This is a genomic window from Chryseobacterium sp. 2TAF14 (genome assembly GCF_052115105.1).
GTDB lineage: Bacteria > Bacteroidota > Bacteroidia > Flavobacteriales > Weeksellaceae > Chryseobacterium.
The window spans coordinates 1-14,365 of the sequence record NZ_JBFRGA010000114.1; the positions used below are offsets into that span (position 1 = coordinate 1).

Consider the following 14,365-nt stretch of genomic DNA (forward strand, 5'->3'; position numbering starts at 1 on the left):
CTATAAAATAATGACCGTCAGAATCTTTACTCAGCGCATGAGTGATCGCTTCAATTACCCGGTCACGATCCTCCGGAAGGATTACATCCAATGCAACAGAGAGATCTAAATTTTCATCGGAAGACAGTCCAAACCAGCTTTTGAGAAGCGTATTTCCTGAAAAAAGGTTTGTTGCCGGCTGGTAATAAAATGTAGCAAGCTCTCCCGCATCTATAGCTAATGCGAGCATTTGCTGATCATTTTCATTTCTTCTTCGTTCCAAAACCTGCTGGGTAATTTCTTCAAGAATGACCAGAACTCCTGAAATATTCCCGTCCTCAGAAAATATCGGTTGATATATCGAATTAACAATAGCTTCCCTTAAACCGCCATCTTCATGAAGCAATTTTACTAAAAACTCGGTATTGATCTTTGGTTTCCCTGTCTGGTAAACTTCTCTAAGCCAAGCATTCACAGGCTGACCTTTCAGTTCTGGCCGAACAATTTCATGGGGATAACCTATTACTTCAGATTCTTTGCGGCCCCATATTTTAAGAATTGTGGGGTTTGCGATTTCAATAATTTGTTCAGAACCTTTTAGCATGGCAATCCCGACAGGAGCCTGTTCAATAATAGTTCTGATATATTCCCTGCTGTAAGCGAGCTGTCTTATAGAACTGTTCAGTTCTTTGTTAGTGCGGGTCAGCTCTTCAAGTGTTGCCGCCATTTGCTCTTTTAGAGCAAGTTCTTTATCGTCCTTTTCTTTTATTTGCTGTAAAAATTCGCGGCGTGAAGTTACGTTAAGTGCAGTATTTAATATGCACCATGTTTTATTATTGTGATCTTTGAGAGCTTTATATTCATAATCAAAATAATCCAGTGTTTCGTTTCCGTTTTTTATCAGTTTTGCAGGCGCTTCAGAAACAGAATATGTTTGACCGGTGTGCCAAACTTCTTTTAATATTGCTAAGAATGGTTGCCCTTCCAGTTCAGGAATAGCCTCGATTAACGGCTTACCAATTACAGACGAATCTTTTCCCCATAAAGCCAACATTCCTGCATTTGCAAAATGTATAATCATATTTTCACCGGAGTAAATAGATGTTGGTGCGGGAGAGGAAGCCAAAGCCTGAATGATCAAATCAGAGGTAAAGCTTTTATTAATTAAACTATCTTCGGGGTTCATAAATTGCACAAATGTATGCAAAAGAAAGTCTACTTCAATCGATAGTGGTATTATTATTAATTAATCCTAAAATTATTTAATTTCACTTATTAATTTTTTATAATAATCTCATTATAAATTCATTATTGTAAGTAAAGAAAATCGGTTTAAATTATTGCAGTTGTTTTTGTATTTCTGAAGCTATTAAGATAAGGAAGCAGAATCCGTAAGTTGAAATAATATTTATAAAAGAATAAATCTTAACTTCTAAATATCTGTTCCCATTCGATTTAGTATAACTCTTCTGAGCCGTTCCTCATGCTCATCTCCCCAATATCCGAGTGCCGAAATAACGGGAATTAAGGTTTTGCCAAAATCCGTAAGGTAATACTCCACTTTCGGAGGAACCTGAGCGTAAATCTTTTTTGAAACCAGCTCGTGTTCTTCAAGCTCTTTTAATTGAATATTCAAAACACGCCTTGAAGCATCCGGAATTTTCCGCTGCAATTCACTGGGACGCAAATGTCCCTGATTGATAAACCACAACAGACGGATTTTCCACTTGCCATACAAAACTTCACCAATAAGGTCAAGTCCACAATTTAAATTTAAAGGAATTTTTCTTTCATGCATAAAGCAAATTTAGCCCAATGTACCAAATTGTACAATAGGGGAAAAAATTATCCCTATGCAATTCGGTTTTCCGTTATTGCCTGAAATCGTGATACTTCAGAAATTTGTATCAAAGAAATCAACAAATCAACAATGGAAAATTCAAATCAATTAAACAACGAACTTCAAGCTAAAATTGCCTTGGTAACCGGCGGAACCAAAGGAACAGGAAAAGCTATTGCAGAAAGATTGGTCAATGCAGGAGCAACAGTAATTATAACTGCGAGAAACGCACCTGAAAAAGAAAACAGCACATTGCACTTCATTTCTTCCGATTTAAGTAAATCAGAAGGCGCACAAAAAGTAGTCGATGAAATTCTTTCGACTTATGGAAGGTTAGATATTCTTGTGAACAACCTTGGTTCATCGGAAACTCCAGCCGGAGGTTTTTCAGTATTGACTGATGAAGATTGGGAATCAACTATACAAGCTAATTTGTTGGCTCCTATTCGGCTGGACAGAGGGTTTTTACCTCAAATGATAAATCAGAAAAGTGGCGTTATTATTCACATCGCATCTATTCAGGGAAAATTACCTTTATATGATTCTACTTTGCCTTATGCAGCCGCAAAAGCCGGGTTGAGAAATTACAGCAAAAGTTTATCTAATGAAGTGGCATCAAAAGGTGTTCGTGTACTTACTGTCTCGCCGGGCTGGATAAAAACGGAAAATGTCCAGGTATGGCTGGAAAGGATCAGCAAAACTTCCAATATTTCTGTTGAAGAGGCTCAGCAAAGTGTTATGAATGCTTTAGGCGGAATTCCTTTCGGAAGACCTGCACAACCAGAAGAAGTCGCAGATTTGGTCGGCTTTCTTGTCTCTCCAAAAGCAGGCTATCTCACCGGAACAGAAGTCGTCATTGATGGCGGAACAATACCTACAATTTAACTTTAAAATACCAAAAAATGAATTTACCAAACATTATCTCAGAACTTGTGAAAACACAAAATGAATTTAACAGCAATGGCTATGCAGATTGTTTTACCGAAAATGCAATTGTCTTCGATGAAGGCAAAACCCACAACGGAAAAGCCGAAATTAAAAACTGGATAGAAAAAGCCAACAATGAATATAAAGCTTCTATGAAACCATTGGAATATAATGAAAATGATCGCATTTTATCAGCAGAAGTTTCTGGAACTTTTCCCGGGAGTCCGGCAGTTTTAAAGTATCATTTTGAACTGGAAAACGGTTTGATTCAATCTTTAAAAATTGTGTAATGAAAAAGCTGAAGTTTTGCTTCAGCTTTTTTTATGATTTAAGTTAAAATTTATATGCAAAACTATTTCTAATTAATTTCTCATTTTGGATAAAGCTGTATCAGTATATTGTTTTCAAAATTAAAGCAACCAAAAAAATAAAATTTTTTCTCTACAATATCAAAATTTTAAACAAAAAAAATCCCGAATTAACGGGATTTAATTTTCATATTCAAACTACTTTATCTCTACAGGAACCGAGATTTTATCCCAATCCATAGTGAATCCTTTATTGTTTATTTTATAAACCAAAGCTTCCTGTGTTGCCGGTAAAGTTTTTGTTTTCACATCAACACGTAAAGCATCTTTAGCTTCTTCGTATTTATAAGCGCCCCATTGTTTTGGTTCTTTGTTAAAAATGGCAGTCCATGTTCCGGAAGCTTTAGGGATTAAGAAAAAGCTGTATTTTCCTGCAGGAAGTTTTTTACCTTGAACGGTAATGTCTTTATCGGTTTCGAACGTTGTTGCTTCATTGGCTCCCGCACGCCAAACTTTATCATATGCTTCTAAACCACCCCAGATTGTACGTCCTTTCACAGAAGGACTGCTGTACGCGATGGTAATGTTTGCATCTTTAATTTTCCCTGTAGCCGTCATTGGAGGACTCGCAGGTTTTTTAGTTTCCTGTGCAAATGCATTTACTGAAATCGTCATTGCTGCAAAAAGCATGGTCGCAGATTTAATCATTGTTTTCATAATATTTTTGTTTGTTGTTTGTTTACGAATTTACAGCTTTTGACTTATAAAACAACAAGCCAATTGCAGAAAATATAATGACTGCTGCTGCGCCAATTACATTAAGCCAAAGGAAAGAAACAATATCAAACTGATAAACAGCTATGACCGTAATTTCAGATAATATTGCAGCAATAAATACATTCGGACCTTTAATTTTTTTAAAGTAAAACGCAACAAGAAAAATCCCCAATATCGGACCGTAGAAAAGAGAACCCAATACATTTACCGCTTCAATAAGAGAACCCATTTGAGTAGCAAACATCGCAACACCAATTGAGAAAATTCCCCAAGCTAAAGTATGTAGTCGGCTATATTTCAATTCTGTTGCATCATTGGGAATTTCTTTTTTAAATATTAAATGAACATCTTTTAATGAGCAGGCCGCAAGAGAATTCAGTGCTGCCGAAATGGAACCCCAACTTGCCAGAAAAATGACGGCAAATAGCAAACCGATCATCCCAACAGGCAAAGTATTTTTCACGAAATACAGGAAAATATAATTGGTATCCGTTTTCTCTGCATTAAAATTAGATTGATTGATCGCTTCCTCTACCCTTCCGTGAAGTGCTTTTACTTCGGTTTGTGTGTTTTTAAAATCCTGAATTGTTTTATTAAGTTCGGGAGAATCAGTTTCTTTTAATTTTAAAATTTCTTTTGATTCTGCATTAAATTTTAATTGTAAATCCTGATGCTCTTTTTCGAAAACGGCAGCCTGTTCAGGTTTTGTTTCCTTTAAATATTGATAAGAACGTTCGTTAAAATAAATCGGAGCCGGTTTTAGAGAAAAGAATGCGAAAAGTAAAGCACCAATCAAAAGAATTGCAAACTGCATCGGAATTTTAACCAGTCCGTTCAACAGCAAACCCATTTTTGCATTGGTATTGTCTTTCGCTGTAATGTACCTCCCAACCTGACTCTGATCTGTACCGAAGTAAGACAATGCAAGAAAAAAACCACCGATTATTCCGCTCCAGATATTGTATTTATCTTTCCAATCGAATTCTGTGGTGATGACATTGAGCTTTCCTGATTTTCCTGCAAGATAAAGTGCATCGTTAAAGCCAATTCCATTCGGCATATTTTGAATAAGCAAATAACCCGCAAAAGCCATCGTTCCCAAAATAATCAAAAACTGCAATTTTTGGGTGTGAGCGATCGCTTTTGCTCCGCCAACATAAGTATAAATTAATAAAATCCCGCCTGTTAAAACATTGGTTAAATAAATATTCCAGTTTAAAACGCTCGATAAAATAATACTCGGAGCATAAATGCTGATTCCTGTTGATAAACCTCTCGAAAAAAGAAATAGCAGTGAAGTCAGTACCCTAGTTTTTTTATCAAAACGGTTTTCTAAATATTCGTAAGCAGTGTAAACATTTAAGCGCTGAAAAATCGGGATGAAAGTAATGCAGATCACAATCATCGCCAAAGGCAACCCAAAGTAATACTGAACGAAACGCATCCCGTCTGTATAAGCCTGTCCCGGCGCAGAAAGAAATGTAATCGCACTTGCCTGCGTCGCCATAATCCCTAAAAGCACAATGTACCAAGGCATTTTATTATCTGCTTTCAGGTAAGATTCGTTGCTTTTTTGACCACGACCGATCAATACACCGTAAACAACCACTGCAACAAGAGTAAAAATTAAAACGCTCCAATCTATCGTACTCATGCCCAGAATTTAGTAAACCAATAATAAAATGCGATCTGACCTATTAATGCAACAGTTAATAGGATGTATGAGATATTCCAATTTTTAAATTGTTTGTTCATCAGTTTTTCTGTGCAGATAAAAAGTTTAAAAATAAACGTGCCGCTCCAACATTTCCGGCAGGCAACTGTCTAAAAAACGCCAACGGAGTATAAATAAAATTACCCTTGCCGTATTTTGTATATAAAGTTGATCCCTGCAAAGGTTCTTCACCCGTATCGTGCATTTCAAAAAGCGGCTCATAATTAGCATCCCATTTGTCAGGGAAATAAGCACCGCGCTCCTGAACCCAGCCTTTAAAATCATTTGTGGTAATTTTATTTGGATAATTCAATAATTTATGATTGGGATTTAAAAATTTAACCTCAGCATTTTCTTCGGTAACACGCTTATTGGCAATCGTAAAATTGTACATTCCCAATTGGTCAACCGTTGTGTCCTGATTCGTGTTATACTGCATCACCAAATTACCTCCACCTTTTACATAAGACCATAAAAAAGGCATCCAGCGACCCAGTTTTTTCTCTGTGTTATTGGCACGAACACCAAGAACAATCGCATCATACTGTGACAGTTTGTTTTGATTGCCATTTGCAGATTCATTGATGTTTCCGTAAAAATCTTCGTCTTTCAGGACATCTACCTGAATACCTGCAATTCTTAGGAACTCAGGAGTGAAATCTCCTGCTCCTTGTACATAACCCACTTTTTTAACTTTAGACTGAATATCGCCTTTCATTACGATTACCGTTGCAGGTGCAAAATATTGTAAAGAGGATAAATGCGGATACTGAATTAATAACTGTTTTTTATTATAAGTTACTCCGTCTGCAACAAAATTGGCATCTAATTGTAACTGATTTGATTTTATTGAGGCAAGCTTAGCTTTGGGAATGACATAATCAACAGAGAAATCTTTTCCATTGATCGATTTTAAATCACCGCCGCTTAATCGTTCTCTGCTAAACATCAGGTTTATTTTTCCATTATTAAACTGTTTATTGGAATTCACCTTAAAATTTAAGCTTACATTCAAATCTTCATTTTCTTTAACCAAATAAAGAGGTTGTGTAAATTTCAGTTCCAAAGCCGGAACAATTCTTAAAGCTTCGACAACATCACCACGAACGGGATCTAATTTTTTGAAAGATAAAGGAAGATTAACCCGAAATTTCTCTGAGCCGATTTTTAAATCAAGCAAAACATTTAATTGTGATTCTGCTTCGGGTAAACCGACTAAAGTCTCATTGGGAACAGAGAAAGTTGCCGCATCCTTTGCCGGTTTTGCTAACCAGTAAGGTTCTGAATGCGCTGCATCTGAAGGAATCTGAATATCGTGTTGAATGGTAATTAAAGAATCTTTTGAAAGTTTTCTGTTGAAATTTTCTGACTGATTTAACCATTTTACATTTTCTAAAATGACAGGGTTTTCCGCTCTTGAAATCAGATTTAATCTAAAACTATGACTTTCTCCTGCTACAGCTTCAGCCTGATTGGTAACCACTTCGCCCATAAATCCGGCACAGCTTAAAATAATATGGTCAAGAGATTTAATTTTATCTTTTTTCAGATTTAAATCTTTTAATGCCAAAACTTTTTTGCGTAAAGCAAGCAAAGCAGGCAAACTTTGATCTGGATTATTAAAATTGAAAGTAGAAATAATTTCATCTAATGATTGGTCAATGTCAGGATTTCCCTGTGAAGTCCAGGTTTTGACCACTCCGTCAAAAAGTGTTGATTTTGCAGATTCACCCGCAACGTGTGAAAAATATTCAGTTTTAATCCCGGCTACAGACTGTGTTCCCGCACCCTGACTTTTATGTAAACTTCTGCTTAATCCTGCCAATTCACCATAGCCCATTCCGAGTTGTGCATCGTATTGTCCAACCGTGACTTTAAGTTGATTTTCAGCGGTTGTATTAACAGAACCAAACCGGAAAGTATTCCACAAGACACGTTTGGGTTGCCAAACATTGACATATTTTAATTGATTTGGAAAAGCATTTTTATCACCCGCCAATTTAAAAGCTTTTTCCGCAACCACCGCCGAAGCCGCATGTTGTCCGTGACCTGCTGCTGCAGTCGGAGGAAAACGACAAATGATCACATCCGGAAGGAATTGACGGATTATCCAAACGACATCCGCTGTAATACTGTCTGCATCCCATTGTTTAAAAGTATCGGTTGTATTTTTAGAAAATCCGAAATCAATCGCGCGAGTAAAAAACTGTTGAGCTCCGTCTAACTTTCTTGCTTCTAAAAGTTCGTGAGTTCTGATTAAACCCAATGCAGCGCCTTGTTCAGTCCCTAACAAATTTTGTCCACCATCACCTCTTGTTAAAGACAGATAACCCGTTTCTACATTCTGATCGTTAATTAACCAGGAGAGTAATCCTGTATTTTCATCATCGGGATGAGCCGCAAGGTATAAAACTCTAGGCAAGTGTTTAAAAATTTTGAGGTCGCGGTAAATTTCAGATGATTTTGAAGGCCGAATCTGTTGGGCAGAAAAAAACGTACAACAGCTTAGGATAAATACAGTAATTACTTTTTTGAACATTTGAATTTGCTTTGCGAGGCAAATATAAGTAAATCGTTTTTCTTTCAATCTTAAAAAAAAAGTAACACGATTGTTTAATTAGAATCTGGATTTCCACAAAATTAAATAAATATTGCTGCAAATTAAATTAGAGTTTTAAAGAAAATAAAAAACTTATATTTTGATATCTCATAAAATAAGGTAATTATAGCAAGTAAACGCCTATTATTATAAATTTTTATACCTGAGTTTATTAGTAATTTAATTTTCATCAAAGGTAAAAAAAATTGCGATATTACAAGTCCCTACAAGGGACCTCAGCAGTGCGTTTTCCGAACACCTTTGTAAAAGATCTGAATAAAATTGCTCAAATATCATCACTCAATTATTAAATGACATCTTAAAACTTAAATTAAAATACTTCTACAAGTATGCCTCCCAAACTACATAATGATTAAATAGAAAGCAAAGCTGATAATTTATTAAAATTGATGGCACAACTATATCATATGCAGGTGCATAGATTTTTTGCATTATCTAGAAGATTGAATCCGTTATGAAATGATATTTAGTCAATTTTCCGTTCCTTCATAAACAGTTCTAAAAACGAATAATCAACTACTAGATTCAGAATCCTAATTTGGTGTAGCCTTCCAGAAGCTCCATACTGTACCATTAAAAACCGCTAATCTCTTTGAGCCGGATTTATTTACATATACTATCATTCCAGGTGCAGGATTAACGATATTTTGTACATCTTCCACCGAAGGTAAAACCATAGCTTTGGTAGATGATTCAAGAACAAGGACTCCATCAGCGGAAGTAGTAGCACTTCCTATTATCGCTTTTGCTTCCGCTAATTCCGGTGCTTGAAGTGGTGTAGGCTGAGAAGATAAAGCAGAGGTAATATTTCCATCCTGTCCACTCAGATCAATCCATGAACCGTTATAATATTTCACTCTTGCCCCTGTAGCTGAAGTCGCATCCAATACAACGGTCCCTTCTGCAGGAGCGGATGGCATTGTTCTTACGTAAGGTAAAACCATTCCCTTATTTTGACCTGCAGCAAATTCTAAAAGCACAGAATCTTTTTGGTTAGCAGGTGCAGTTCCGACGGCATCACCAATAATAATCTGAGCTTTAACTATTGTTACTAAGGCTGTAAATACAGCTATATATATTTTTTTCATTTGTCTAATTTTAGTAATAAATGATTTGAGACTTACTTATCATCAGTGCTTTTATGGACAAGAAGGTACAGAAAAACAAGACCATCCTGTATTTGCTGGAACATCAGTATCGATTGTATAAATTTTTAAGCATTTCGCAGTCGTATCATAAACCATCATACCATCTACAGGTTGAGTTATAGCTATAAGATCAGTTGTCGATACTCTGGTGATCACAAAACCTTTCGTATTTGATTCCAAAACAGTATGTGCTCCTGTTCTGATCATTGGCCAATTGCCATTGGTTGCCCCTGCTCTATGTAGAAGTGTAATACCATGTTGAGCAGATATGCCAACAGTTGTTGTATTGGGACTATTATAGCAAACACAAGGAACTATATTTTGTCCGTATCCTCTGCCGGTAATATTAGTTGTACCAACCACATTTTGTGTTATCACGATATTATTGTTGCCAGATGAATTCCAGATTATATTATTCAGTGAATTGCCATTAAATAACTCAAGTGGATAAAGTACTCCACCTGCTGTTTTACTTCCGTACATTGAAATTGTACCAGCGGGACTAATCACTATCCTTATTAATGGTGCAGCAGCTGTCCCGGAAAAATTATATATAAAAGGAGTATTTATCTCATATAAATCACCATCAGCAAATCGGACGTTGATACCCGGCGATGGAGTACCGCTTGACTGAAATTCGATTTCTGATATTGCAAGATTTACCCCGTTAATCATCATATTAAAAGAATTATCAAGAGAGTAAATATCAAAAACAAATCCGTTATTTGTAGCAGGCTGAGCGAAGGTTTTCGAAATGCCATTTGACGCTGTAAAAGTCTCACCTCCAATTTGTTCCGTACATACTGCAGCGGCAGTAAAAGACAGTAATGAAGTTCTAACATTATTACAGTTACCCCCTATGCCATTGTTGGTACATTCTGCCTGTGCGTCAGTAGGTGGGATTACCGGATTAGGGTTAGTTGCATCGGGGTCTGTAACATCATTAGGACGTAAAATACCAGCTGCAAAGGTTTGATTTCCTGTTAATACAGTATTTGTTACATTTAATATAATCGTATAACCAATTTCACAACCGTTAGGAAGATCAAGTGTTGACGAATAAGTTCTGGTAGTTGCGTTATAAGTTACAGCAATTACCTGGTTTCCACAGCCTTTTCCATCAAATACAATTGATTGAGGATTAAATCCCACAGGATGAGTAAAAGTGAACTTTGCGCCGTTCACTGCACTAGGACCATCATTTTTTGCTTTTACATAGTAAGTAACAACATCTCCGGGAACAATTGCTGTTTTGTCGGCAACCACTTGAGAAATCTTCAAATCTGAAATACGTGTTACTATAGGTAGTGGCTGCGTTGAAATCGGTCCTTTTACAAATGCCCAAGTATCCATAGATCTGAGATCACCAAATTGGCCTCCTGTTGATGTACCATTTACACCCCATATGTGTCCGTTCACATTACTGTTCACACCTGCGCTATTAACGGGAGGAAGATGCGAATTATTGATTGGTGAGGACATACTTCCATTATTCACCGCTTGAATATCACTATCGTTCCAATATACTGTACTTGACGCAACTTGAGAGAGATTATCTTTATTCAATAATTCGATAATTGTTCCATTTTTATTATACTCCATATCAATATATGGAAAGTGAACTTCTGCTCCTTGAAGCTGAACAGAGATTTCCGCCTGATGTGTGCCAACTGGTAAAGGTTGTCCTGAACCATCTTTTCCATCCCACAAAATATTGTTAGCGTTAGCATTCGCAAACCCTAACAATATTCTTTCCGTAAAAGCCGCAGGAGTTGCATTACTTTTTATGATTATTGTATATTTTGCAGGTCTGTTAGAGTTAAATTTAATATAACCACCCTTTGAACTGATCTGACCCTGAGTACCTTCAACACCTTCTGTATTCAATTGTGTAACTATCGGCACAATGGGTATTCTCTTAAGCCAGGTGCTATTTCCTGGGACTGCACCAATACTTGTTTCAGGGAGATTTGGATCGGGAAGTGTATAAAATATTTTATGGGTAATCTGCTGTGTTGTTGAAGTTGATATATCGGCCGATGTTGGATTCTGTACATCACTGCTCGTTAAATCGGTCTTATTCAAACTTTTGTAAATTGATACTCCGCTAGAATTGGTAAAACCGTTATTATTGATAAAAAAAGAAAAATACAATCCATTATTACCATTATTATTTATTCTATAAATAAAACCATCATCAGTTAAGCCATAAACAATACCACGGAAACCATTGGCATTTGGATTAAGATTTCCATTCGTTAAATTAAGGAGATTTGCATAAACGCGCCCACTTATAAATGCAGAATTTGTCGTGTTGATAACCGATACATCCCAAGCATAAATACCAGCCGTATTGTCTTGTGTCCAAGCGGCATCTGCCAGGATGGTATTACTTGGGATCGAGTTATTATTTCTGGATAAAAATTCTACACGATAAATACCGGTACCTCCAGCTGGGACCTGATAATATATAGGGGTATATTTACTACTGGAGTTTTCACCAAAGAGTTTAGGTCCATTTTTTTCCTGATTTCGATTAGGAATTTGACCGGCAGTATTATTATTGATAACAAGGACACCAGAAGGATTATACATCATAATTGCTGCACTCCCACTAAGTTGGGCGCTTGACGCTAAAGTAATTCTTTCATTTTCTTTTGCATATACATAGTGCGTACCTGTTGTTGGAAAAGGCCACCGTTCAGCATCTTTAATAGTGCTTGAGCGTAAATAAGCACGGTATCCAAGCTTCCCATCCGGATAAAGGTCTTTTGAACCATCTGCAAATAGCAAATTGTTGCACAGCACAGTAATAAGTAATGTAAAACAAAATTTAAAACTAAAATTTCTCGTTAACCGATAATGATTTTTCATGTGTGAAGATTGAATTAAACGAATTGGCAAATATTTTACAAAGAAAAGTCACCTTTTACATAATAATTTGTTAATACTCTTAGAAAATCTATGTAAGATTCTGATTATATATTTAATAGGAGATTTCTTTATCAAACAAAAACAGCTATAATCAGACTTAGTTCTACCTTTTCGAGAGATGATATTACTTACCTTTATTCTTAAATTATTGTTTTTTAAAAAAGGTCAACAGCTCCGTTAAAAACTGATGACCCCTGATATAGAGAGTTTGTGTTAAAAAATTTACAGTGCAATAGTAATTCTATTTAAAATGGCAACCAAACCAAATAAAGATCGTTTTCAGGAAAATAGAGAGCCTAAATCTTAACTATTAGCCTTACATCACAGTTTAAAAATTGTAAAATATCAACCACCGAAAATCTACAATTGCAAAATCCACAATAAATTTTTAATTTATTTTTCATAATCGAGCTGCATAAAAGCGTATAAAACATTCACAAATAGCGACTTACATTGAGTTTATCAATACTCATTTTCACGAATATGACTAAACATAATATCGATTATTTTAAACTTAATACTTATTTTTGCTAAGCTTAATCCAATAACGTTAGCATAATATTGTAAAAATTAATGATTATTATATATGGAATAATGAATATTAATTGATTAAAGGCATATAGCGATCGAGCTATTTTTTTTCATCATTTGTGTTTTTAGCCTTCTCCAACGAGAAGGCTTTTAATTGTAAGCAAATGTTAATAGAATGAGTCTGTCTCGTATCGGTAACTGCTCCATTAGAACTTAAGCTAAAGAAAGCTTTAAAATAAAATATAGATAGAATGAAAATCTATTTAATTGAAACTAAAGATATAGCAAATGATTTTAAAGAATAAACTTTCAATACTGCCATTTGTCATTTTACTACATATGGTAGACAATTTATTTGGTCAAGATATTGAAAAATACAATCAAATTTATAACAAAACATATCTTGAGACTTCACAAAAAGATTTTAATAGGGCTCTTATGATTGCTGATTCTTTATATGGAATTTCTAAAACAGCTAAACTTCAAGCCAAAAGTTTGATGTTATCGGCAACTCTTCAACAGCAATCCGGAAATATTACGTCAGCGGTAAATTATGCTTTGAAAGCTGAACAAATCGTTAAAGAAGCTGATGAGTATATTTGGCAAGCTAAAATATACGGCTTTTTAGCCTCTCAGTATCGTATCTTAGGTTTGAATACTCAATCAAAAAAATATATTGATCTATCTGAAGAGACAATAACTAAAATTGAAAGTCTGGCGGTAAGGAATAATATGCTGGGCTTTATTATGCAGGAAAAAGCATATTATGGAATTGAAATGAAACAATATTCTCAGGCTCTTCAATCAGTAAAAATTTCACAAAAGTACTTTGATTTAGCAAGCAACAATGAAGTCTTTCTTTCAGCTAACAACAAGCAGTTGGAAGGCTTATGTCATTTAAAATTAAAAAATTATGATTTATCATTGGAAAGTTATAAAAGCGCAGAATCTCTGATCGAAATAATGCCTGACAATTTTTTAAAAGGATTAATTTTTAGTGGAATTGCACAGGTATATATCGAAACAAAAAAGTTTGAAGATGCTAAAAAATACTTGGATAGAGCGGATCTTATTGGCAAGCAATCTAATTTTCTCAATTTAAAAAATGAAATCAATAACTCTTGGCAACAGTATTATCTTGCGACAAAAAACTTAAGCAAAATAATACAGACTAAAAAAAAACAAGATTCGACAGCGCAGAAAATAGCAGACAGTACATCATCATTCATTAATGGGGAGTATACTAAGCTCATGACAAAAAATGTTTCGGAAGAAAATAAATCCCTAGGCAAAACTTCCATAATTATTATTCTGGCCTTTTGTACAGCTAGCCTTTCCATATTCTTTACTATCTTCTATAAACGGAATAAAAATAAAGTTAATAGTTTGCATAATCATTTGGAAAATACAAGAAGGAATTATACTGATATGCAGTCCATTATTATAAAAAATCATCTAGAAAAAAAACAAAATAGAGAATTAGTCAAAGAATATGATATTAATAAAGTAGATCATTTTAATAATATTCTTCCACCGCAGAGTTCTGAAATAGTAGAAGGTACAAACGAGCCAAGCCCAATGATGACC

At 35.2% G+C, this 14,365-nt stretch carries 10 protein-coding genes; 3 read left to right on the forward strand and 7 right to left on the reverse strand.

Annotation, left to right across the window (positions count from 1 at the left end; genetic code table 11):
- Positions 1-1,165, reverse strand: a 1,165-nt coding sequence (locus tag AB4Y90_RS12065; RefSeq protein WP_441557827.1) for a PAS domain-containing protein, incomplete at its 3' end; no start/stop codon positions are given.
- 246 nt (positions 1,166-1,411) lie between these two features.
- On the reverse strand, positions 1,412-1,777 hold the full coding sequence (locus AB4Y90_RS12070) for a winged helix-turn-helix transcriptional regulator (protein ID WP_441557828.1): 366 nt from the start codon (positions 1,775-1,777) through the stop codon (positions 1,412-1,414).
- A 132-nt stretch (positions 1,778-1,909) separates the two neighbouring features.
- Here AB4Y90_RS12070 and AB4Y90_RS12075 point away from each other — a divergent pair, with 132 nt between their 5' ends.
- Together AB4Y90_RS12075 and AB4Y90_RS12080 are read left to right on the forward strand one after the other, a co-directional pair.
- Positions 1,910-2,704: an SDR family oxidoreductase gene (locus AB4Y90_RS12075; RefSeq protein ID WP_441557829.1), complete on the forward strand. Its 795-nt coding sequence runs from the start codon at positions 1,910-1,912 to the stop codon at positions 2,702-2,704.
- Positions 2,705-2,721: 17 nt separating this feature from the next.
- A complete protein-coding gene (locus tag AB4Y90_RS12080) occupies positions 2,722-3,036 on the forward strand; it encodes a nuclear transport factor 2 family protein (RefSeq protein WP_441557830.1) in 315 nt (104 codons plus the stop codon).
- Between the two features lie 216 nt (positions 3,037-3,252).
- Here AB4Y90_RS12080 and AB4Y90_RS12085 read toward each other — a convergent pair whose 3' ends face one another.
- The 5 genes from AB4Y90_RS12085 to AB4Y90_RS12105 all read right to left on the reverse strand — a co-directional run bounded on the left by AB4Y90_RS12085 (position 3,253) and on the right by AB4Y90_RS12105 (position 12,187).
- Positions 3,253-3,771: a DUF2911 domain-containing protein gene (locus tag AB4Y90_RS12085; protein ID WP_441557831.1), complete on the reverse strand. Its 519-nt coding sequence runs from the start codon at positions 3,769-3,771 to the stop codon at positions 3,253-3,255.
- Positions 3,772-3,793: 22 nt separating this feature from the next.
- A complete protein-coding gene (locus AB4Y90_RS12090) occupies positions 3,794-5,485 on the reverse strand; it encodes a sodium:solute symporter (RefSeq protein WP_441557832.1) in 1,692 nt (563 codons plus the stop codon).
- A 100-nt stretch (positions 5,486-5,585) separates the two neighbouring features.
- A complete protein-coding gene (locus AB4Y90_RS12095; RefSeq protein WP_441557833.1) occupies positions 5,586-7,967 on the reverse strand; it encodes a PIG-L family deacetylase in 2,382 nt (793 codons plus the stop codon).
- 731 nt (positions 7,968-8,698) lie between these two features.
- Entirely contained in the window at positions 8,699-9,145 is a 447-nt protein-coding gene (locus AB4Y90_RS12100) for a hypothetical protein (RefSeq protein ID WP_441557834.1), read from the reverse strand.
- Positions 9,146-9,304: 159 nt separating this feature from the next.
- Entirely contained in the window at positions 9,305-12,187 is a 2,883-nt protein-coding gene (locus AB4Y90_RS12105; RefSeq protein WP_441557835.1) for a hypothetical protein, read from the reverse strand.
- Positions 12,188-13,066: 879 nt separating this feature from the next.
- Between AB4Y90_RS12105 and AB4Y90_RS12110 the strand changes: the two genes are divergently transcribed.
- The coding region (locus tag AB4Y90_RS12110) for a hypothetical protein (protein WP_441557836.1) at positions 13,067-14,365 on the forward strand (1,299 nt) is incomplete at its 3' end.

What these genes read in the sequence shown, in the direction of transcription:
- AB4Y90_RS12070 (WP_441557828.1), bottom strand. Translation starts at nt 1,777, where the DNA reads ATGCATGAAAGAAAAATTCCTTTAAATTTAAATTGTGGACTTGACCTT.
- AB4Y90_RS12075 (WP_441557829.1), top strand. Translation starts at nt 1,910, where the DNA reads ATGGAAAATTCAAATCAATTAAACAACGAACTTCAAGCTAAAATTGCC.
- AB4Y90_RS12080 (WP_441557830.1), top strand. Translation starts at nt 2,722, where the DNA reads ATGAATTTACCAAACATTATCTCAGAACTTGTGAAAACACAAAATGAA.
- AB4Y90_RS12085 (WP_441557831.1), bottom strand. Translation starts at nt 3,771, where the DNA reads ATGAAAACAATGATTAAATCTGCGACCATGCTTTTTGCAGCAATGACG.
- AB4Y90_RS12090 (WP_441557832.1), bottom strand. Translation starts at nt 5,485, where the DNA reads ATGAGTACGATAGATTGGAGCGTTTTAATTTTTACTCTTGTTGCAGTG.
- AB4Y90_RS12105 (WP_441557835.1), bottom strand. Translation starts at nt 12,187, where the DNA reads ATGAAAAATCATTATCGGTTAACGAGAAATTTTAGTTTTAAATTTTGT.